This is a genomic window from Pandoraea pnomenusa (assembly GCF_000767615.3).
Taxonomy (GTDB): Bacteria; Pseudomonadota; Gammaproteobacteria; order Burkholderiales; family Burkholderiaceae; genus Pandoraea; species Pandoraea pnomenusa.
Map to the genome: position 1 here is coordinate 1,853,514 of NZ_CP009553.3, position 20,448 is coordinate 1,873,961.

20 protein-coding genes are annotated in these 20,448 nt (G+C 66.1%); 18 read left to right on the forward strand and 2 right to left on the reverse strand.

The window, feature by feature from the left end; all coding sequences use genetic code 11:
- Positions 1 to 71 precede the first annotated feature (71 nt).
- The 6 genes from LV28_RS32400 (at position 72) to LV28_RS32425 (ending at position 6,530) form a co-directional block, all read left to right on the forward strand.
- Positions 72 to 944: an ABC transporter ATP-binding protein gene (locus LV28_RS32400; RefSeq protein WP_023595224.1), complete on the forward strand. Its 873-nt coding sequence runs from the start codon at positions 72 to 74 to the stop codon at positions 942 to 944.
- The gene (locus tag LV28_RS32405; RefSeq protein ID WP_024788461.1) at positions 941 to 1,762 is read left to right on the forward strand and encodes an ABC transporter permease; all 822 of its coding nucleotides are present in this window, start codon (positions 941 to 943) and stop codon (positions 1,760 to 1,762) included. The genes LV28_RS32400 and LV28_RS32405 overlap by 4 nt, the downstream gene beginning before the upstream one ends.
- A gap of 105 nt (positions 1,763 to 1,867) precedes the next feature.
- Positions 1,868 to 2,890 (forward strand): ABC transporter substrate-binding protein, encoded by a 1,023-nt coding sequence (locus LV28_RS32410; RefSeq protein WP_024788462.1) that lies wholly within the window; start codon positions 1,868 to 1,870, stop codon positions 2,888 to 2,890.
- A gap of 24 nt (positions 2,891 to 2,914) precedes the next feature.
- On the forward strand, positions 2,915 to 4,411 hold the full coding sequence (locus LV28_RS32415; RefSeq protein ID WP_038618099.1) for an aldehyde dehydrogenase family protein: 1,497 nt from the start codon (positions 2,915 to 2,917) through the stop codon (positions 4,409 to 4,411).
- Positions 4,412 to 4,437: 26 nt separating this feature from the next.
- A complete protein-coding gene (locus LV28_RS32420; protein ID WP_023595228.1) occupies positions 4,438 to 6,111 on the forward strand; it encodes a GMC family oxidoreductase in 1,674 nt (557 codons plus the stop codon).
- Positions 6,108 to 6,530 (forward strand): Rossmann-fold NAD(P)-binding domain-containing protein, encoded by a 423-nt coding sequence (locus LV28_RS32425; RefSeq protein WP_023595229.1) that lies wholly within the window; start codon positions 6,108 to 6,110, stop codon positions 6,528 to 6,530. Before LV28_RS32420 ends, LV28_RS32425 begins: the two co-directional genes overlap by 4 nt.
- A gap of 100 nt (positions 6,531 to 6,630) precedes the next feature.
- Here the strand turns inward: LV28_RS32425 and LV28_RS32430 are convergent, their stop codons facing one another.
- Entirely contained in the window at positions 6,631 to 7,314 is a 684-nt protein-coding gene (locus LV28_RS32430) for a TetR/AcrR family transcriptional regulator (protein WP_023595230.1), read from the reverse strand.
- Positions 7,315 to 7,508: 194 nt separating this feature from the next.
- Between LV28_RS32430 and LV28_RS32435 the strand changes: the two genes are divergently transcribed.
- From LV28_RS32435 to LV28_RS32485, 12 genes are all read left to right on the forward strand, one after another.
- Positions 7,509 to 8,828 carry an alpha/beta fold hydrolase gene (locus LV28_RS32435; protein ID WP_048806390.1) on the forward strand — a complete coding sequence of 440 codons (1,320 nt, stop codon included), beginning with the start codon at positions 7,509 to 7,511 and terminating at the stop codon, positions 8,826 to 8,828.
- A 95-nt stretch (positions 8,829 to 8,923) separates the two neighbouring features.
- The gene (locus LV28_RS32440; RefSeq protein ID WP_306630337.1) at positions 8,924 to 9,529 is read left to right on the forward strand and encodes a VOC family protein; all 606 of its coding nucleotides are present in this window, start codon (positions 8,924 to 8,926) and stop codon (positions 9,527 to 9,529) included.
- Positions 9,530 to 9,552: 23 nt separating this feature from the next.
- On the forward strand, positions 9,553 to 9,786 hold the full coding sequence (locus LV28_RS49485; protein ID WP_306630339.1) for a hypothetical protein: 234 nt from the start codon (positions 9,553 to 9,555) through the stop codon (positions 9,784 to 9,786).
- Between the two features lie 28 nt (positions 9,787 to 9,814).
- A complete protein-coding gene (locus LV28_RS32445; RefSeq protein ID WP_081326843.1) occupies positions 9,815 to 11,584 on the forward strand; it encodes an AMP-binding protein in 1,770 nt (589 codons plus the stop codon).
- A complete protein-coding gene (locus tag LV28_RS32450) occupies positions 11,581 to 12,069 on the forward strand; it encodes an acyl-CoA thioesterase (protein WP_023595233.1) in 489 nt (162 codons plus the stop codon). Before LV28_RS32445 ends, LV28_RS32450 begins: the two co-directional genes overlap by 4 nt.
- A complete protein-coding gene (locus LV28_RS32455) occupies positions 12,066 to 12,848 on the forward strand; it encodes a maleate cis-trans isomerase family protein (protein WP_023595234.1) in 783 nt (260 codons plus the stop codon). Before LV28_RS32450 ends, LV28_RS32455 begins: the two co-directional genes overlap by 4 nt.
- Positions 12,849 to 12,886: 38 nt before the next feature.
- Positions 12,887 to 14,038, forward strand: coding sequence for an FAD-dependent monooxygenase (locus LV28_RS32460; protein WP_023595235.1), 1,152 nt, complete (start codon positions 12,887 to 12,889; stop codon positions 14,036 to 14,038).
- A 103-nt stretch (positions 14,039 to 14,141) separates the two neighbouring features.
- Positions 14,142 to 15,512, forward strand: coding sequence for an MFS transporter (locus tag LV28_RS32465; RefSeq protein WP_038618095.1), 1,371 nt, complete (start codon positions 14,142 to 14,144; stop codon positions 15,510 to 15,512).
- A gap of 294 nt (positions 15,513 to 15,806) precedes the next feature.
- Positions 15,807 to 16,898, forward strand: a complete 1,092-nt coding sequence (locus tag LV28_RS32470) for a mechanosensitive ion channel family protein (RefSeq protein ID WP_255315170.1) — start codon at positions 15,807 to 15,809, stop codon at positions 16,896 to 16,898.
- A gap of 128 nt (positions 16,899 to 17,026) precedes the next feature.
- On the forward strand, positions 17,027 to 17,692 hold the full coding sequence (locus LV28_RS32475; RefSeq protein ID WP_038618092.1) for a hypothetical protein: 666 nt from the start codon (positions 17,027 to 17,029) through the stop codon (positions 17,690 to 17,692).
- A 655-nt stretch (positions 17,693 to 18,347) separates the two neighbouring features.
- Complete coding sequence (gene rpsU / locus LV28_RS32480; protein ID WP_010806331.1) at positions 18,348 to 18,560, forward strand: 30S ribosomal protein S21; 213 nt, start codon at positions 18,348 to 18,350, stop codon at positions 18,558 to 18,560.
- 174 nt (positions 18,561 to 18,734) lie between these two features.
- Positions 18,735 to 19,208 (forward strand): WbuC family cupin fold metalloprotein, encoded by a 474-nt coding sequence (locus LV28_RS32485; protein ID WP_023595239.1) that lies wholly within the window; start codon positions 18,735 to 18,737, stop codon positions 19,206 to 19,208.
- On the opposite strand, the gene LV28_RS32490 is transcribed toward LV28_RS32485, so the two are convergent.
- Entirely contained in the window at positions 19,209 to 20,234 is a 1,026-nt protein-coding gene (locus LV28_RS32490; RefSeq protein WP_147291573.1) for a hypothetical protein, read from the reverse strand.
- Positions 20,235 to 20,448: the final 214 nt, after the last annotated feature.

The window sequence follows — 20,448 nt, forward strand, 5'->3', positions numbered from 1 at the left end:
GCCGCATGCCGCGCCGAGCGCGGCGTGAAGCGCGGACCATGATTCCGGAATCGCAAGACTGGAGTGTCCCCATGACAAGTCCCGATCGGCCCGACGGGGTGACGACGGTGCGCACGACAGCACCGGCGCATACACAAGCGCCCGTCCCGTCGCCGCAGCCCTACATCAGCGTGAGCGGACTTTGCGTCGACTTCGAGACGCAAGGGCGTGTGACCCGCGTGCTCAATGACATCCACCTGTCGGTCGAGCGTGGCGGCTTCACGTCGCTCGTCGGGCCCTCAGGGTGCGGCAAGAGCACGCTGCTGAAGGTGCTCGCGGGGTTGCAGGCGCCCACGCTGGGGCGCGTGAGCGTGGGGGGCATGACGCCGGCCGAGGCGGTGCGACAGCGCCGCATCGGCCTGGTGTTCCAGGAGGCGGCGCTCATGCCGTGGAAGAGCGCCTTCGACAACGTGTGCCTGCTGATGGAGATCGTTGGCACGTTTGGCGACAAGGAAGCGATTCGCGCCCGCGCGCTCGAACTGCTCAACATCGTGGGACTCGGGCACGCCGTGGATCGCAAGCCGTCGCAGTTGTCGGGCGGCATGCGCCAGCGCGTGGCCATCGCGCGCGCCCTGGCGCTCGATCCGGAGGTACTGATGATGGATGAGCCGTTCGGTGCGCTCGACGCCATCACCCGCGAAGAGATGAGTGACTTCCTGCTCGATCTCTGGCAACGGACCGGCAAGACGATCGTGTTCGTGACGCACTCCATCGACGAAGCGGTGTTCCTGTCGCGCGACGTCACCGTCATGGCGACGGGGCCGGCCCGCATTCTGGAGTGCCTGACCGTGCCGCTGGCCTACCCGCGCAACGAGGACAGCTATGCGACGCAGGCGTTCGCGCAGACGGCGTCGCATCTGCGCAAGCGATTGAAGGAAGGCCATCGGGCCGGGAGGGCGTCATGAGCGTATCGCCAACGGAAGTCGTGCCCGCCGGCGCGCGCGGGCGCGCCGCCCCCAAGCCGTTTCGCGGCCTGTGGCGCGCCGGTCCGGGCGTGGCCCTGCTCGTCGTGCTGCTCGTGCTCTGGGAGGCCGGGCTGCGCGTGTTCGACGTGCCCGCATTCGTGTTGCCGACCCCGACGCAGATCGCCGGGACGCTGGTGACGAAGCAGCCCGAGCTCGCCGCCGCGGCATGGGTGACGGCGCGCGAGGTGCTGTATGGCTTCGTGCTGTCGAGCGTCGTGGGGGCACTGCTCGCGATCGGCATTGCGCGCTTCGAGCGGTTGGGCGGCGCGGTCTACCCGCTCATGGTGGTCTTCCAGAACGTGCCGAAGATCGCGCTCGCGCCGATCTTCGTGCTCTGGTTCGGCTATGACCTCATGCCCAAGATACTGCTTATCGTCGTGATGGCGTTTTTTCCGGTGGCGCTCAACATGCTTGTCGGCCTGCGCAGCGCGGATCCGAACCTGGTCGCGCTGCTCAAGTCGGTCGGCGCCACGCGAACGCAGATCCTGATGCGGGTGCAGATCCCGCACTCGCTGCCGTCGCTCATGGCCGGCATCAAGGTCGCCATCACGTTGAGCGTGATCGGCGCCATCGTGGGCGAGTTCGCCGGTGCGTCGGCCGGGCTGGGCTACGTCATCCAGTTCGCTTCGACGCAAATGCAGATGCCGCTCGTGTTTGCCGCCCTCGTCGAGGTGTCGCTGCTTGGCGTGCTCTTCTACTACGCCGTCGAGGGATTCGAATACCGGTTCATTACGTGGGGCGGCGAATCACGCCACTGATCGCCGGATGGCGGGGCGGCGGGGCAGTGGGGTAGCGGGTTAGCGGGTTAGCGGAGTGTCGAAGCGTCTTCCTTTTCAGCGCTTTTTTCTTGCAGGAGTACCAGCGTGAGCAGATTGAGCAAACTGTTTTCGGGGCTTCTCGTGTCGGTGTCGTTGCTGGGCGCCGCGGCGCCTGCGTCGGCCGCCGATGATGTCATTGTCCAGCTCGACTGGATCGTGCGCGGCAATCACGCCATGTTCTTCGTCGCGCGAGACAAGGGCATGTTCGCGAAGCAAGGCATCAACGTCACCGCGATCCGTAAGGGCACCGGCTCGGTCGACGCGCTGCGCATGGTCGCCAACGGCAGCGCGCAGTTCGGCTTCGGAGATCTTTCGACGTTGCTGGTCGCACGCACGCAGGGGGCGGCGAACTCGGCGCTGGTCGCCGTCAATCAGAAGAGCCCGCTGGCCATGGTGTCGGTCAAGTCGCGCAAGCCACTTGCTTCGGCCAAGGACCTCAAGGGCCTGAACGTCGGTGTGCATCCGGCGGGTTCGACTTATGTGTTCCTGAAGGCCTTCCTCAGCAAGAACGGCATGTCGCTCGCCGACATCAGGCAAAGCACGGTCGCGCCGCCCTACGAAAATTACCTCGTGATGGGGCGAGTCGACGCGGTGCCCGGCTATATCGATGCGGAGGTGCCGTTGCTCGAGGAGAAGACGGGCGGCCCGGGCTCGCTCTCGATCCTCCAGGCGGCCGACCACGGTCTGAACGTCTACGGATCGGGCGTTTTCGCCTCGGACAAGATGATCGGGGCGAATCCGCAACTCGTGCAGCGCTTCGTGAACGCGTACATGGAGGCGTTCGCCTACGTGATCGCCCATCCCGACGAGGCGGTGGCGACCATCGTGAAAGCCAACCCCGAGTACAAGGGGCAGGAAAAGATCCTCGCCGAGCAACTCGACGCCGATTTCAAGCACACGATGTATTCGCCCGACACGGCGGCCAACGGAATCGGCTGGATCGATGCGAAGCGTTGGGGCGAGATGTTCGACGTTCTCCGAAAAGAGGGCTCCATCGATGCGAACGCGAAAGCCAGCGGCGGCTTCGACATGCAGTTCCTGACGGCGGCCAAGCCGCTGCGCAAGTGAAAGGGGGCGGCCATGACAGCGCGTATGTCCGAAAGCTTGCACGCGGGTGCGACCAGCCTGGTCCTCCCGGCCCATGAGGGGCTCTACTACGGCGGTGCGTGGCATGCCCCGCACGCGGGCCGTTACGTCGATGTCCACAGTCCGGGGGACGGATCGTGCATCGGGCGGGCCGCGGTCGGCGACGCGAGCGATGTCGACGCCGCCGTTGTGGCCGCGCGGCACGGGTTCGCCGTGTGGCGCGACACGCCGCCGCTCGAGCGTGCACGGGTGCTCAGGGCGGCGGCGGTGGAGATGCGCAGGCATGCGGCCGATCTGGCCATGCTCGACGCCGCCGACTGTGGCAATCCGGTGGCCGAGATGGCGGGCGACGTGATGGTCGCGGCGGCGCTGTTCGAGTTTTTCGCCGGGCTCGTCACCGAAATGAAGGGAGCATCGATCCCGATGGGGCCGGACGCCATCGACTTCACGGTGCGCGAGCCTGTCGGCGTCGTGGCGAGAATCGTGGCGTTCAATCATCCCTTCATGTTTGCCGCGGGCAAGATGGCGGCGCCGCTGGCCGCGGGCAATGCCGTCATCATCAAACCGCCCGAGCAGGCGCCGCTGTCGTCGTTGCGTCTGGCCGAGATCGTCGGCGGCCTGTTTCCTCCCGGCGTCGTGTCGATTCTCAACGGCGGGCGCGACGTGGGCGAAGCCCTGGTGTCGCATCCCGGCGTGGCGATGCTCGGTCTCGTGGGCAGCATACCGACCGGCCGCGCCGTGGCGCGCGGTGCCGGCGATCGTATCAAGCCGATGTTGCTGGAGCTTGGCGGCAAGAACGCGCTGATCGCCTACCCCGACGTCGACCCCGATGCGCTGGCCGCGGCCGCCGTGGGGGGCATGAACTTCACGTGGTGTGGCCAGTCGTGCGGATCGACGAGCCGCCTGTTCCTTCACGAGCACCTGTACGACGCGGTAATCGAGCGTATCGCGCACCGTTGCAAGGCGTTCGTGCCCGGTCTGCCGACCGATCCGAAGACGACCATGGGCGCGATCATCAGTCAGGCGCAGCATGCGCGGGTCATGGCATACATCGCGTCGGCGCACGAGCAGGGTGCGCGACTGGTCCATGGCGGCAAGGTGCCCGACGATCCGGCGCTGGCCAACGGCTACTACATCGAGCCGACGGTGTTCGCGGATGTGGATCCCAGCATGCGCATCGCGCAGGAGGAAATCTTCGGCCCGGTACTCTCGATCATCAAGTGGCGCGACGAAGCGCAAATGCTCGCCGAGGTGAACGCGCTCGACTACGGGCTCACTTGTGCCATCTGGACCAACGATCTCGAGAAAGGCATGCGCACCGCCTCGCGGGTCAGTGCGGGCTTCGTGTGGATCAACGAAGTCGGCAAGCACTTTCTCGGCGCGCCGTTCGGCGGCATGAAGCAGTCCGGCATGGGGCGCGAGGAATGCCTGGGCGAGATGCTGTCGTTCACGCAGGAGAAGAACATTCACGTCAGCCTGCGCCGCGTTGCCGCGCAGCCATGATCCTCCACCGTTCGCGAGACCCTGGCATGCAAAGCACTTTTGACTACATCATCGTTGGCGCGGGCTCGGCCGGTTGCACGCTCGCCAGTCGCCTGACCGAAGACCCGGAGGTTCGGGTGCTCGTGCTCGAGGCCGGCGGATGGGATCGCGATCCATGGATTCACATTCCGCTCGGATGGGGCAAGATTCTCACCAAACGGCTGCACGACTGGATGTACGACTGCGAGCCCGAGGAGAATGTTGGCGGGCGAAGCGTGGAATGCGCGCGCGGCAAGGTCGTGGGCGGTTCGTCTTCGGTCAACGCCATGGCGCACGTGCGCGGCAATCGCGCCGACTTCGACCGCTGGGCGAGTGACTACGGACTGCCCGACTGGTCCTACGAGAACGTGCTGCCGTACTTTCGCAGGCAGGAGCGGTGGGAGGAGGGGGGCGATACGTTTCGCGGCGGCGACGGGCCGCTCAACGTGCAGCGATGCCGTTACCAGGACCCGTTGCTGGGCGCGTTCGCCCAGGCTTCGCGCACGGCGGGACATCCGTGGGTCGACGACTACAACGGTGCCGCGCAGGCCGGCTTTAGCCGGCTTCAGATGACGATCCGCAATGGCCGCCGCTGCAGCGCGGCGAGCGCCTATCTGCACCCGGCGCGTTCGCGCCCGGGGCTTCGGGTCGAGGTCGGCGCGCTCGTTTCACGCGTGATCCTCGAAGGCGAGCGTGCCGTCGGCGTGGAGTACTGGCAGAACGGCGTCAGGCATGTGGCGACAGCCGGGCGCGAGGTGCTCTTGTCGGGCGGTGTCATCAATACACCGCAACTGCTCATGCTCTCGGGGATCGGCGACCCTGCGAGGCTGGCGCAGATCGGCGTTCGCACATCGGTGGCGAGTCCCGGCGTCGGTCGCAACCTGCAGGACCATCCGTCGGTGATCGTCATGTATCGTCGCGCAAGTCCGGGACCGTTTCACCGGATGATGCGTCTGGATCGCATCGGCATCGAGTTGATCCGGGCCTACTTCACGGGCAAGGGCTTCGCGGCCGACGTGCCCGGTGGGGTGGTCGGTTTCATGCAAAGCGGACAGGCGCCGGCGCCGAGCGAGGCACCCGATCTGCAATTGTTGCTCACGGCCGCACCGCTGGGGGCGTGGCCGTACTTCCGGCCGTTCAGGCAACCGTTCAACGACGGCTTCGCCTGCCGCACGGTCCTGCTGCATCCGCAAAGCCGGGGCGAGGTTCGCCTGGTCTCGGCCGACCCGGCCGCAAAGGCGCGGATTCACCAGAATTTCCTGTCGACGCCATACGACTGGGCCGCGTTGCGCGCGTCGGTGCGCATGGTGCGCGAACTGGCTGCCCAGCCGAGTCTGGCGCCATTTATCGGCGCGGAGATCGCGCCGGGGCCGACGATGTCGACCGACGCACAGATCGACGCGTTCATCCGCAAGACGGCCATCACCGTCCATCACCCCGCCGGCACCTGCCGGATGGGGGCACTCGACGACCCGATGGCCGTGGTGGACAGCGAGTTGCGGGTAAAGGGGGTGCAAGGGCTGCGCGTGGTCGACGCCTCCGTCATGCCCGACCTGACCTCCGGCAATATCAATGCGCCAGTCATCATGATCGCCGAGCGCGCGGCCGATCTGATTCGTACCGGCGTGCCGTTGCGCGCTCACCCGCGCGCGCATGAGGCAACGGAAGCGGTGGCGGCATGAAGCTCGCGCTCGCGGGACTCGGCAGGCATCGTCTGGTGGTCACCCAGCCGCTGGACGACGCCGAGATCGATCGCCTCGACCGCTTCTTCGAGGTGGCGATATGCGCGCAGGCGATGTCGCGCGCCGCGCTGAGCGAGCAGTTGCGCTCGGCGGCCGCGGCGCTCGTGGGAGAGACCGATGTCATCGACGCGCAGATGCTCGACGGTCTCGATGCGCTGCAAGCCGTGTGTTGCCTGACGCCGAGCGAGCCGCACATGGACATCGCGGCGATGACCCGTGCCGGCGTGCGGGCGATGTCGTCGCCCGACGCCCGGCGCGCCGTGGAGAACCTCGTGGCGGCCTTCGGCTTCGGCAGGCTCGGCGGACGTCCCCCCGATCTGCTCAACCCCGAACTGCTCTGCGATTGTTGCAGCTTCTGACGTCGCGAGGTCCGGCGTACCGCGCGTCTCCGACGGACTGGCGGGGTTGCCGAGGTCTGCGACGCCCCGGTATGCGGCGAGGCGCCGTGCCACTGGCCGACTACGGCTTCAAATGCCGTTCCAGCAAGTCGATGTCGTCGCGCAGCAGCTTGAGCACGCCGGCGGCGCTTTGCTCGCCCAGTTGTCGCCCGGCGTCCTGCTCGACCGAGCGCAATGCCATGTCGGCAATCTGCTCGGCAATTTCCTCTGCCCTGCGCGGTCCCGACGGGGCGAACCACCATGCCGTCCAGTTGCACATGCCGATGATCGAGAAGGCGGCCACCTTCGCGTCCATCACCCGGAACTGGCCGCGCTCGATACCCAGTTCGATTGCCTGCCGGAACTGCTCGAGCACCGCGCGACGCGACTGCTCGGCGAGCTTGCGCTGCTCGGGCGGCAGATTGTCCTCGTTGCGCTCCACCACACGAAATTGCAGCGGATGCGTGAGGATCAGGTGCGCGTGTCGAAGCACCCGGTGCCGGAGCATTGCCGACGGTTGCCGCAAGTGCGCCGGCAGCGCCTCGGACGCCAGTTCCCCGGCCGCTCGCGTGACCACCGTGGTCAGCACTTCGAGAATCGCCTCCTTGCTCTTGAAGTAGTAATAGAGCGCCGGCCGACTCACGCCGACCACGTCGGCGATGTCATTGAAGCTCGTCCCATCGAACCCCCGTTCAATGAACAGGCGCGTCGCGACCTCAAGAATGTTCTCCCGGAGCGCGTCGCTCTTTGTTTGTGCTTTGCTCATGTCGATTGCCTTTTCGGTCTTTCGACGCTCGCGTCAGAAAGCGCCAATAAATTCGAACGATAGCGAAAATCCATCGCCCAGCAAAGCTCGACCTATCTCCCCATCAGGTTTTTTACGCGTTCGTCAAAATTTTGCGGAAATGTTTACCAATCCGTAAAAATTTGAACTAGTATGTAAAAAAAGGAGGTGGAACGATGAATCAACAGCGACACGGCCGCGGCGATGGTCTGGGCGCGACGGCGGGTTTCCTGAATACCGACTGGAATCCGCGCGACCTGCCCTTGGGGGCGACCACGCGCAACGTGGTACTGCGCACCGCCGACGGCGCGGCCACGAGCGGCGCGCTTTACGCCGCGGGTGCGCCGGATACGGTGGTTTGCATCATGCATCCGCGCGAATTCATGGCGTGCCATTACCTGATCCCCGACATCGTCGGGGCGGGCTACGCTGCCTGGACTCAGGCGCCGCGCGCGGTCGGCAACGACATGCGCCTCGAGCACGAACTGGCGCTCTTCGACGTGGCGGCGGCCATGCGGTTTCTGCGCGACGCGGGCTTCAGGCGCATCGTGCTGCTCGGTAATTCGGGCGGCAGCGGCCTTTATGCGTTGTACGTGCAGCAGTCCGGCCTCGCGCCGGAGGCTCGGATCGAACGCACGCCCGGCGGGCGTCCCACCAGGCTGGCGGCGCTCGACATGCCGGTCGTCGACGGTGTGGTGTTCGTCGCGCCGCACCCCGGACAGGGCGCGCTGCTGCAATCGTGCATCGATCCGTCGGTCACCGACGAACACGACGCGTTGTCCGTCGACCCGACCCTCGATCCTTTCGACGGCGCCAACGGTTATGTGGCACGTCGGGCCGATGCCGATGCGTCGGTGCCGTCGACTCCGCTGTCGACTTCGCCGTCGACCCGGTACGCACCGGATTTCGTCGAGCGCTACCGCGCCGCGCAGACCGCGCGCGTGGCCCGGCTCGACGCGATGGCGCGGGATCTGATCGCCGCGCGCCAGGCGGCCCGCGAGCGTCTGCGGCGCGACGGCGCGAATGCCGCCGCCCATGTGCGCCGCCTGGCCGCGCACACGCCGCTGATGACGGTCTGGCGCACCGACGCCGACCTGCGCTGCTTCGATCTTTCGCTCGACCCGTCCGATCGACGTTTCGGCTCTCTCTGGGGCAGCGATCCATTTGCCTCGAACTACGGTTCGGTCGGCTTCGGGCGCGTGTGTTCGCCGGAAGCCTGGCTGTCGACATGGTCGGGCCTGTCGTCGAATGCGCTGCTGTCGAAGACCGCTTCCGCCATCGTTCAGCCCACGCTGCTGATCGAGTACACGGGCGATCAGGCGTGCTTCCCGAGTGTGATCGCGGACATCCACGCGAGTCTCGGCGCGTCGCACAAGACGCACCGCCGCGTGCGCGGCGACCATCACGGCCGTGCGCTCGCGCCGGGCGAGGAGGCCGGTCGTTACGTTGCCGGGCGCCTGCTGCAGGACTGGCTGCGCGAGACCTTCCCGCAATGACGCGCCCCCGCATTGCATCGAATCCACGAACCCACGAGACCTGAGATGAAGTTGAACGACATCCCCCGGCCGGCCCCGCGCAGCTCGCGTTACGCTTGCACGGCGTCGACCACACGGCCCGTCCGACCTGGCGCCTGCGAGAGACCGTCGAGTTCTACCGCGACGTGCTGGGCCTGCCGCTCATTCACACGATTTCCGCGCGCGGCTGGGGACCCGCCACGCATCCGGACTTCCTGCATTTCTTTTTCGACAGCGGCAACGGCAGCACCATCGCGTTCTTCTATTACCTCGGCAGCAACGAGCCCGCATCGCTCGCATGCCGTCCGGGCCGGGCACCGCTGCCGGACGATCACGTGTTCGACGCCACGCACACGGCATGGCTTGTCGACACGCAAGACGCCCTGCAAGCCTGGAAGGCGCGCCTGGAATCGCGCGGTGTGACGGTGTCCGCGGAGACGGCGCACGAGGTGATCGCGTCGATCTACTTTCGCGATCCGAATGGCTACTTCATCGAAATCACGCGCAAGCTGCGTCCGTTGGAGCCCATCGACGCCCGCGACGCCGCGGCCACGCTCGACGCCGCCATGGCCCTCGAAGACGAAGCGCGCGCGGGTGGCGAGGCATTCGCCAGCATCGATGCCGTGTGGCGGCGCAAGGCGGAATGCCTCGCTCAACGTGTGCTTCGGGAGCCCCGATCGTGAACCGCCATTCTCTGCAGATATTCGTGTTGAACGTGCCCGAGTTCGCCTCGCTCACGGCGGCCGCGCGGCGGATGCCGGAATGCCGGGTCGACGATGTCGGCGATTACGTCGTGATTTCCAGCGACGCGCCCATCGCCTTCGAGCGCCGCGCGCTGGGGCTCAAGCCCGCGGTCTGGTATGGGCTGTTCACGGGCGGCCTGAATGGCCGGATAGAAACCTATGAACGCGACATCGTGCGGATTGCCCCGCGCGCATGAGTTCGCGTCAGCTCGTGCAGGAGACAACATGAGCGGTATTCATCACCGTATCGACGGCGTGACGTACTGTCCGCCGGATCTGGCCAGACGCTATTTCGCCTCAGGCGCATGGCGCGACACCACGCTCGGCGACGCGTTGCGCGCCACCGCCGGGCGCGTGCCGGACCGGCCAGCCTACATCAGCGACGAGGCATCGATCTCATTCGCGGCGCTCGACGCCCGTAGTGAGCGGCTCGGTGCGGCGTTGATCGCGCTGGGGCTGCGTCCGGGCGACCGGGCGATCTTCCAGATGGGCACCACCGTCGATACTGTCGTAGCGTTGATGGGCGCCTACAAGGCGGGTGTCGTGCCGGTGTGCGCCGTACCACAGTACCGCGAAGTCGAGATCGGCCAGCTCGCGGCGCAATCCGAGGCGCGAGCCTATTTCGTGCAGGCGGATTTCTCGGCGTTCGATCTGGTCGGCTTCGCGCAACAGATGATGGACCGGCACGCCGCGCTGGAACATCTGCTGGTCGCGCGAGGGGCAGGCGCCGCCGAGCGAGGGGCGCGGCACGCCATCGAGCGGCTGATCGACGACATGACGCTCGAGCGCGCCCGCGCCATACTGGCCGACGTGCGCATCGGCAGCGAAGACGTGCTGAGCTTCCAGCTCTCGGGCGGCACGACGGGCGTGCCGAAGATCATTCCGCGTTTTCATGCGGAATACCTGGGCCACGCCCTGGCCTGGATGCGCCACATCGGCATGACCGAGCATAGCCGCATGATCTGGTCGCTGCCACTGCTGCACAACGCCGGTCAGTTGTATGGACTCGCATCGACCATCGCCACCGGCATGACGACCGTGCTCATGCCGCGCGTCGATATCGCCCGCATGCTCACGCTGATCGAGACGCACCGCGTCACCCACGGTCTGTCGATCGGGCCCGTGGCGCCGCAGATGATCGCCTACAAGGACGTTGCCCGCCATGACCTGTCGTCGCTGGTGCTGTTTGGCACGATGAGCCGCGCCGATTCGCTCGAAGCCCACCTGGGCGTGCCGTGCTTCAACCTGTACGGCACGACCGAAGGACTTCTCATGGGCGCCGGTGCGCATCTGCCGGCGGCGCTGCGTCACCACACCCAGGGCCTGTCGGGCTGTGAGGACGACGAGATCCGTGTGCGCTTTCCCGGCACCGACCAGCCGGTCGAAGACGGCACGCCGGGCGAGCTGTGTTTTCGCGGGCCATCGAGCCTGCGCGGCTACTACAAGGCGCCTGAAGCCACGGCGCAGACGATGACCTCCGATGGATTCGTGCGCACCGGCGACATGGTGACGGCGCGGATCATCGAAGGCGTGCGCTGCTTCGCCTTCGAGGGGCGTTTGCGCGACAACATCAATCGCGGCGGCGAGAAGATCGGCTGCGAGGAGGTCGAGGCGTACGTAAGCCAGCACCCGTCGGTCGCCGACGCCAAGCTCGTCGCCATGCCGGACCCGTTCTATGGCGAGAAGGGGTGTGTCTACCTGATCGTGCGTCCGGGACATGCGGCCCCGTCGGTCGCCGAACTGGCTGGCTTCCTCGTGAGCTGCGGATTGGCGAAGTTCAAATGCCCCGAGCGCGTCGAGGTCGTCGATGAGTTTCCTGTCACGCGCGTGGGCAAGGTCGACAAGGCGTCATTGCGCGCGGCCATCTCCGGGCGGATCGCAGCCGAAACTGCCGAAACTGCCGAAACTGCCGAAACTGCCGGAACTGCCGGAACTGCCGGAACCACCGGTGCCGCCGACGTCGCAGCCGTGCACGCCGCGAAGGAGGGCGCATGATCAGCACGGAATATGTCGCGAGCGAGTGCCCGTTCGTGGTGCGTCGTCAAGTGCGCTGGGGCGAGTGCGACCCCGCCGGGGTGGTCTTCACGGCGAGCTTCTCCGACTACGTGATCTCCGTGGCCGAACTTTTCTACGGAGCGTTGTTCGGCGGCACGCCGCAGGCCGTCAAGCACCGGCACGGCTTCGGTACCCCCACGCGCGCGCTCGAATTCGACTTTCGCCGCTCACTCTGGCCCGACGATGCCATCGACGTGACGGTGGACGTGATCGACATCCGAAACCGCACTTTCACGTTGCAGATGACGGCACGCAAGGCCGATGGCGACATCGCGTTCGTCGCACGGCTCACGCCGATCTGTATCCGGCGCGGCGTGCGCGAGTCCATCGACATGCCTGCTGTGCTGCGCCACGCCCTCGAACAGTACCGGGATCGCGTCGCGCAAGCGGCCGCGCCTTCATTCGCAGGAGAATCGACATCATGACCCAACCCTCGCAAGCGTGCTTTCGCATCGGCCAGATCGTGCCGAGTTCCAACACCACGATGGAGACCGAGATTCCCGCCATGCTGCGTGCGCGGGAACGAATGCTGCCGGAGCGTTTCACCTTCCATTCGAGCCGCATGCGCATGCATCGCGTGGTGAAGGAAGAGCTCGAGGCGATGAATCGGGAGGGGCTGCGCTGCGCGGCCGAGCTGGCGGATGCGCGCGTGGATGTCATGAGCACCGCATGTCTCGTGGCCATCATGGCGATGGGGCCGGGCCACCACCGACAGGTGGAGGACGACTTGCGGCGCGTGGCACGCGAGAACCACTGCGACGCGGCCGTGATGACCTCGGCAGGTGCGCTGGTCGCCGGACTCAAGGGACTCGGCGCGCGCAAGATCGCGCTCATGGCGCCTTACATGAAGCCGCTCACCCAGGCGGTCGTCGACTATATCGAACATGAAGGCATCGAGGTGCTCGACGCATTGTCGTTCGAAATTCCCGACAACCTGGCGGTCGGGCGCCGCGATCCGATGCAGTTGCTCGATGACGTAAAGCGCCTGAACACGGCCAATGCCGACGCCGTGGTGTTGTCGGCGTGCGTGCAAATGCCGTCGCTGCCGGCGATCCAGCTCGCACAGGACCGGATCGGTCTGCCCGTCACGTCGACCGCGGTGAGTACCGTGCGCCAGATGCTCGACCACCTTGGCCTCGCGCCGATCGTGCCCGGCACCGGGGCGCTGCTCGCCGGCGACCTGCCGCTCGCGCGCATCGCCTGAATCGCGCCAATTCGCATCCACGCACCCAGGAGTCCCTCATGAAAATTGCCGTGATCGGTGGCGGGCCAGCCGGCCTGTATTTTTCGCTGCTGATGAAGCAGCGTCACCCTGCGGACGAGATCGTCGTCCACGAGCGCAATGCGGCCGACGCCACCTATGGGTGGGGCGTCGTGTTCTCCGACATCGCCCTCGCCTTCCTGAAGGAGGCCGACGAGGCGTTCTTTCGCAAGTTCACGGCGCACCATACGCGCTGCGATTACATGGAGATCGTGCACCAGGGCGTGCCGGTGCGCCTGAGCAACAACCATTTCTCGCGCACCTCGCGCATCGACATGTTGGGCGTGCTCCAGCGGGCTTGCGCCGACGTGGGCGTGGACGTTCGCTACGGCAGCCACGTGAGCGACCCCTCGCATCTGCCCGACGCTGACGTCGTGATCGCGGCAGATGGCGTGAACAGTGAAGTGCGCACGCGCATGGCGGCGCATTTCGAACCAAGCTTCGACGAGCGGCGCAACAAGTTCGCGTGGTACGGCACGTCGCGCTTGTTCCACCCGGTGTCGCTGATCTTTCGCGAGACGCCGCAAGGGGTGTTCATGGCGCATGCCTACCAGTACAGCCCCGAGCGCTCGACATTCCTCGTCGAGGTCGATCCGCATACGTGGCGGCGCTGCGGCCTCGATACGGCCACCGAGCAGGAGAGCCGGGCGTTTTGCGAGCGGATATTCGCCGACGACCTTGGGGGCCATGCACTGCTGACCAATCGCTCGAACTGGTTCCAGGCGCGCGTGGTAAGCAACGCCCACTGGTCGCACGGCAATGTCGTGCTGCTCGGCGATGCGCTGCGCAGCGTGCACTTCTCGCTGGGCTCGGGCACGCGCATGGCCATGCAGGACGCGATTGCGTTGGTCGACGCGCTGAGCGCGCATCGCAACGATGTGCCGGCGGCATTCGCTGCCTTCGAGCACAGCCGGCGTGGGGCATCGGACCGGTTCCAGGACGCCGCGCGTCGCAGCCTGGACTGGTACGAGTCGGTCGACAGCCGCATGCATCTCGATCCCGTGAGCTTCGCCTACGACTACATGCTTCGCACCGGGCGCGTGACGCACGAGGACCTGCGCGAACGAGACCCGACGTTCATTGCGCGGGTGGAGTCCGTTGCGGCGCCGGCGTTGCGCGGGCATGCGGCCTGACGGCGCCAGTGGGCACGAGGGCAAGAGGGCAAGAGGGCGAGGGCAATACCCCGAACCCTCCATAAGAAGGGGCGACCACGCCCCTGACACACAGGAGACATTCATGGACAAGCACGGCACCCCGCAGGCGTCAGTCGACGTACGGGACTTCATCAACGCGGCCCCCGTGTCGCGCTTCCAGATCATGATCAGCGTGATGTGTTTCCTGATCGTGGCACTCGACGGATTCGACATTGCGATCATCGGCTTCATCGCCCCGCACATCCGCTCGGAATGGCAGTTGTCGATGGTATCGCTCGGCCCGCTGTTCAGCGCGGGGTTGCTCGGGCTGATGGTTGGCGCGTTCTGCAGCGGGCCGATGGCCGACCGCATTGGCCGGCGGCGTGTGTTGATCCTGTCGGTGGCGTGGTTCGGTGCGGCGAGTGTCGGGGCGGCGCTCGCGCCCAATGTGGCGTGGTTGATTGCCATGCGCTTTCTGACGGGGCTCGGGCTGGGCGGTGCCATGCCCAACGCGATCACGCTGACTTCGGAGTTCAGTCCCGAGCGACGCCGCGGCACGTTGCTCACGCTGATGTTCTGCGGCTTCTCGCTCGGCTCGGCGCTCGGCGGCGTGGTGACCGCGTATCTGGTCGCGGGCTTCGGCTGGCGAGGTGTACTGGCCATCGGCGGACTGCTGCCGCTCGCGTTGGTGCCCGTGCTCTGGCTCACGTTACCCGAGTCGGTGCGCTTCCTGGCGATCCGGGGCGGTACGCAGGCACAGATCGCCGCGATTCTGCGGCGTGTGTCGGCCGCGCGGGTGGGCGCGGGGCAGCGTTTCACGGCGGCCGACGATCGCCTGCCGGCGTCACCCGTGGTGCAACTTTTCCATCGCGATTACCGGCGTGGCACGCTGCTGCTGTGGCTCGCATTCTTCATGAGCCTGTTGTTGCTGTATCTGCTCATCAACTGGCTGCCGATTCTGGCCCAGCGCAGCGGACTGACGCTCAAGCAGGCATCGATGTTCGCCGGACTGCTGCAGGGCGGCGGCGTGCTCGGTGCCATCGTGCTGGGCGTGCTCATCGACCGGTTCCATCCATACAAGGTGGTCGCGGTGGCGTACCTGCTGGGCGCCGTCTCGGTGGCGTCGCTGGCGGTGGCCGACGGCGCGCTGTGGCTCGCGATCGGCATTTTCGTCACGGGCTTTTGCGTGAGCGGCTCGCAAGTGTGCGCCAACGTGATCGCGTCGGCCTATTACCCGACGTCCAATCGCGCCACGGGGGTAGCCTGGGCGCTCGGCATCGGTCGCGTGGGCGCCGTGGCGGGGTCGTTCGGCGGTGCCTTCCTGCTCGCGGCCGGCTGGAGCAACGCCGGCCTGTTCACGCTGCTGGCGATTCCGGCCGCGCTGGCGGCGCTGGGTATCCTGCTCGCGGGCTCGCGCCACGGGCGCGCGAGCGCGCCCGGCGTCGCGGCGCCGTCCGGCCCGGCATTGTCTTGAACGGGTAAGGTCCTCGGGGGCACTTCGCGCGCGGCCCGACGGCGCGCGTTCTTTCATGCATTTGAAATTTTGGGGGCGATGGCGCAACGCGTGAGCGTGGCGTGGATTGCCGCCGCAACGGCGGGGCGAAGTCGCGCGCGACCCGGTCGCGCCAGCGTGCGCGGCGGTTGGGCGACCGATCATCCGACCGTCTGGTCTGCCAGGCATCCGAATGACGTAATGGGCATGCGTCTTGCTCGGGTCCCTCTCGTTAATCGATTTTCGATTCCGGTTTCGACGAAGAGGAGGACACGTTTGCAACTCGGTACGCTGACACCGCTGAAGGCTTTCGAGGCTGTTTCGCCCGTCGACTGGGCGTTCGCCGCCGCGGCCATGCTGTTGACCTACGCCGTGTTAACCGGTGTGTTGCGTCTTGCGGTGGGCCGCTTCGGTGCGCTCTCGCGCCGCATGAAATCCCAGGCCGCCGGCATGATCGTCGAAGTGCTCGGGGCAACACGGCACTTCGTCCTGCTGGTTGCGGCCTTGCTCATTGGCCTGAAGATGCTCGATCTCGGTGACCGGTGGGACACCGCCATCGTCCACGGATGGACGGTCCTGTTCTGCCTGCAACTGGCGCTCTGGGTCAATCGGGCGGTGAGCGTGTGGTCGACGCGGCGACTCCGGCATCGCGAGTCCGTGCCGGACAATCCCGTCATCGTCACCATGACGGCCTGGACGGTGCGCGTGCTCGCATGGGCGGTTCTGCTGCTGGCAATGCTGGCGAACTTCGGCGTGAATATCACCGCCTTCGTTGCAAGCCTGGGCATAGGCGGCGTGGCCGTGGCACTGGCCGTGCAGAACGTGTTGAGCGATCTGTTCGCGTCGCTTGCCATCGGGCTCGACAAGCCGTTCGAAGTCGGCGATTTCATCGTGTTCGGCGAGGTGGCGGGCACGATCGAGCGCATCGGCCTGAAAACGACGCGCATTCGCAGCCTGAGCGGCGAGGAGATCGTGTGCGGCAACACCGAACTCCTCAAGAACACCTTGCACAACTACAAGCGCATGGTCGAGCGACGCATCGTCTTCACGTTCAGCGTGAGCTATCACACGGTGCCGGACAAGCTCGCCCGGGTGCCGGAGATGGTCAAGGCCGCGGTGCGGGCGTCGGACAAAACGCGCTTCGACCGGGCGCATTTCAAGCAGTTCGGTACCAGCTCACTGGATTTCGAGGTCGTGTACTTCGTGCTCAGCCCCGACTTCAATCTGTATATGGACCTCCAGCAGGACATCAATCTCGCCCTGATGCGCGCCTTCCTGAAGGCGGACATCCGTTTTGCGATTCCGGCCAGCGTGCAGTATTTCGCCCAGGCCCCGGAGCCTCCCGAAGCCGCCGCCGTCGTGCACTGAGCCGCGCGCCGCATCGCCTGTCGGCACGGTCATTGCGGCGTGGTAGGATCGATCGCAACCACGCGCTTCGATGCGTGGCTTCGATCCAATCCGGACTCGTCGCGTGACGAGGAATTCAGGAGGCCAGCATGTCTGCAGAACAGAAGACGTCGCATCGGGGGTTCACCATCATTACCGTTCTCGAGCGCCTTTCCAAGGGCCGCGCACGGCTCTCGGCCAAGGTGCTCGCCAGCGACGAAGACCACAAGCGTCGCCTCGGCGGCAAGAAGTTGCTCCAGGCCAAGCGCTGGTTCGATCATTTCGCCGACGATCTGGCCGCGCCGGTGATCGCGGGACTCAAGCACACCATCGACCTCGAACTGGCGGCGGCGAAGACCCCGCCGAAGACGGCGAGCCGGCCTTCGGACGCCAAGGCGGGCAAGGGCGGGGCAACGGCAAAGCCGATGAAGGCGTTGAAAGCGCTGAAGGCCGCCAAGCTCGCCAAGCCGACAAAAGCCGCAAGGGCGGAGAAGGTCGCCAAGGCTGGAAAATCGGGCAAGGCGGATGCCACGCCGAAGGTCGCGAAGGTCACTAAGGTCACTAAGGTCACGAAGGCCGCGAAGGTCAATGGCGCGTCGAAGGTTGGCGCTGCGCCGACCTCGGGAGCCACATCGGCAGCGAATGCGGGCGCCGGCAAGACCGGGCTGCGCAGGACCGCCCCGGCCCGCAAGCGAACCGATATGGCTTCGGCGTCTCCCATCGGTACACCGGCACCGACGCCGGTCAGGCGCGCCTCGGCGAGAAGCGCGGGTTGACGCGCTACGGCCTGAGAGGCTGACGGCCGGCGCCCCCGGGACGATTGGGTGCCGAGCATTATCGATTCGTTATCCTGACTGAATTTTTAGCGGCGCACGCCACTCCGGCGGAGCGCCGTTTTTCATTGAAACGTCGAAGCGCCGCACATGGGGGCGAGAAACGGCCGTGACGCATGGGCCTCGCGTGATGACCGTTATCATGCCGCGCGAAGTCGTCCTGACCTGCACCGCATAGGTCCTGCATTTACAGCGACGGGAGCGTCGGCGGGGTCCGTCGCGCCTTCGCGTCACCCAAAATGGGTGCATTGCGCGCGCATTCTGTGTATAATCACGACCTTGTCCAAAAAATGGGCATTGCGGGAAGTGGCGCTCACTGACGAACGATGAGAATGCCGCTTCGCCATCAATCAACCGTTCAGCCAGTCTGGAAGGCGCGATGCGGGGTTCACGCGACAGTGGGCCGGGTGTCGAATGCCAATCGGGAGATCGCAGAGGAGGTGAGTCGCGGTCCCGCCGGATGTGGTGTAGTGCAGTCCGTGGCAAGTCCGTTCGTCGCGCCTGGCAGGAGATGTCTCCGGCAGGGCGGGGAAGGGTGTCTTTGCGCGGTAAATTAAATATGCGGCTCGGTTGAGCCGATCACTATTCGAGATATTGCATGACCAAGATCGTTATCAAAGACGGTGAACCCGTTGAAGTCGCACTGCGTCGTTTCCGTCGCGCCATCGATGGCACGGGCCTGATCAAGGAAGTCAAGGCACGCGCTGCTTACGAAAAGCCGACGGCCGAGCGCAAGCGCAAGAAGGCTGCTGCCGTGGCCCGTCTGCGCAAGCGTCTGCGCAGCCAGACCCTGAAGAAGAAGATGTACTGAGCACGCCATTGCGCCGACGCGGCGCAATGTGTGCAAAGTCAAAAAACCCGCCGCGAGGCGGGTTTTTTTATGGACCGAAGGCAGGCGCGGGGCTGCGAGCCGATTTGTTAAACTTGTGCGCCCCGCGGTCTTGTCGAGAATGATCGGCCGCCGACTTTCCCCCACGATTCCCCTATGAAAACATTGACCTTTGCCGCGCTCGACGCCCTGACCCAACAAGCCGAGCAGTCGCCTCGCGCGCGTATGAACCAGAACCTGCACGACGCGCTCGACGAGCCGATCCAGCGTCTGGCGATTGCGATGGAACCCTCGACGTATATCCGCCCGCACCTGCATCACCACACGTGGGAGTTGCTCACGTCGCTGCGTGGCCGCCATATCGTGCTGACGTTCGACGCGGCGGGCGTTGTGACGGACCGTTGCGTTCTCGGCGAGGACACCAGCGTGGTGGAGACGCCGCTGGGTGTGCATCACACCGTGCTGTCGCTGGACCACGGCGCCGTGATTTTCGAGGTGAAGCACGGTCCTTACCGGCCCTTCGTCGAAGCCGACTACGCCGCCTGGTCGGCCCCTGCCGGGACGCCGGAGGCCGCGGCGTTCATGGAGTGGGTCAAAACGGCCAAGGTCGGCGAGCGCTGGGCGGCCTGATCAGCGCGTCCATCCCTGAAATTCGGTGGCCATGGCGATCAGCGCCCTGGCTGCCGCGTCGACGGACCCGGGCCGGCCGTCGCGAGGCCACGGCATGCCGCAGTCCTGCTCGTCCCCTGTGTCAGCGATACCGAAACGGGCGGTATCGAACGGTTCGAACGGTTCGAACGGTTCGAACGGACCGTGCGGTTCGCGCTCTGGCATTTGTACGGTGGGCGTTGTCAACTGCCAGACCGGTACGCCCAGGCCCTGCGCGAGATGTGCCTGTGGCGGTTGCAGGGAAATGACCAGATCCAGGTTGTCGATGAGGGATGCCTCGTCGGCCAGATCGTCGAAGTCGGCGCGCCAATCGATCCAGTCGATGGATGCCGGCAGTGCGATGTCCGCCTCGCCAGGCGCGCGCTGCCCGAGCGGAACCCAGGATACCCCGGGCACGCGCAGCAGCGGCGCGAAGTTGACCCGCCGGCGCGCGCCCGGATGCGAGCCGACGCCCGGGGTGGTGTCGTCGTATCCCGCGAAGCCAACGCACAGGCCATGTTGCGCGGCGGCGGCGAGCCGGTCGCGCCAGTGCCGGGCGGCGGTCATGGTCACGCGCAGGTGGGGGCGGCCGGCATGTGTTGACGCCGCCTGCGGCCCCAATGCGCGGGCCAGCGTACCGATCGGGCAGCGAAGATCCCAATCCGATACGTCGCGCGGCAATCGGGAAATCACCACCACGCGTTCCCCCATCGACCATTCGACGAGACGGCGCACGTTCGCCGGTCCGATGAAGCCTACCTTGCGAAATCGCGCGGACGCCATTTCCAGGTATCGCAGCTGACTGACGAGATCGCCGTCATGGCCGCTGCCGATGACCAACAGATGCCGGTGCAGCGTGTCCCCGCCACCGGTCCATGTCGGGAGCGGGCAATCAGGGTGCGGGCTGAGGGCGGCGCCGACCCGTGCCCAGGCGTGAGCGATGGCATCGGGTTGGGGGCGGGTGTCGGACATCGGGACGTGTATGGCACGCTGCGGAGGCTTCGTCATGCGAATCCTGGCATCGATCAGGAATGGGGGGCGACGATATCGGCGGGGCGGTGGCGGTATTCGGACACGGAAACCCGACGATATGACGCCGGCGAGGTGCGCAGGTGGCACCTCAAAAATGATAGTTCAGCAGAATCGTCGAACTGGCCGCGTGCGTTTGCTGCCGGGGCGAATTCGTTTGCTGGACGGCAAAATATTTGAGATTCGATGCCGG

Coding starts and splice junctions, on each gene's coding strand:
- LV28_RS32400 (WP_023595224.1), top strand. CDS start 72: ATGACAAGTCCCGATCGGCCCGACGGGGTGACGACGGTGCGCACGACA.
- LV28_RS32405 (WP_024788461.1), top strand. CDS start 941: ATGAGCGTATCGCCAACGGAAGTCGTGCCCGCCGGCGCGCGCGGGCGC.
- LV28_RS32415 (WP_038618099.1), top strand. CDS start 2,915: ATGTCCGAAAGCTTGCACGCGGGTGCGACCAGCCTGGTCCTCCCGGCC.
- LV28_RS32420 (WP_023595228.1), top strand. CDS start 4,438: ATGCAAAGCACTTTTGACTACATCATCGTTGGCGCGGGCTCGGCCGGT.
- LV28_RS32425 (WP_023595229.1), top strand. CDS start 6,108: ATGAAGCTCGCGCTCGCGGGACTCGGCAGGCATCGTCTGGTGGTCACC.
- LV28_RS32430 (WP_023595230.1), bottom strand. CDS start 7,314: ATGAGCAAAGCACAAACAAAGAGCGACGCGCTCCGGGAGAACATTCTT.
- LV28_RS32435 (WP_048806390.1), top strand. CDS start 7,509: ATGAATCAACAGCGACACGGCCGCGGCGATGGTCTGGGCGCGACGGCG.
- LV28_RS32445 (WP_081326843.1), top strand. CDS start 9,815: ATGAGCGGTATTCATCACCGTATCGACGGCGTGACGTACTGTCCGCCG.
- LV28_RS32450 (WP_023595233.1), top strand. CDS start 11,581: ATGATCAGCACGGAATATGTCGCGAGCGAGTGCCCGTTCGTGGTGCGT.
- LV28_RS32455 (WP_023595234.1), top strand. CDS start 12,066: ATGACCCAACCCTCGCAAGCGTGCTTTCGCATCGGCCAGATCGTGCCG.
- LV28_RS32460 (WP_023595235.1), top strand. CDS start 12,887: ATGAAAATTGCCGTGATCGGTGGCGGGCCAGCCGGCCTGTATTTTTCG.
- LV28_RS32465 (WP_038618095.1), top strand. CDS start 14,142: ATGGACAAGCACGGCACCCCGCAGGCGTCAGTCGACGTACGGGACTTC.
- LV28_RS32475 (WP_038618092.1), top strand. CDS start 17,027: ATGTCTGCAGAACAGAAGACGTCGCATCGGGGGTTCACCATCATTACC.
- rpsU (WP_010806331.1), top strand. CDS start 18,348: ATGACCAAGATCGTTATCAAAGACGGTGAACCCGTTGAAGTCGCACTG.
- LV28_RS32485 (WP_023595239.1), top strand. CDS start 18,735: ATGAAAACATTGACCTTTGCCGCGCTCGACGCCCTGACCCAACAAGCC.
- LV28_RS32490 (WP_147291573.1), bottom strand. CDS start 20,234: ATGACGAAGCCTCCGCAGCGTGCCATACACGTCCCGATGTCCGACACC.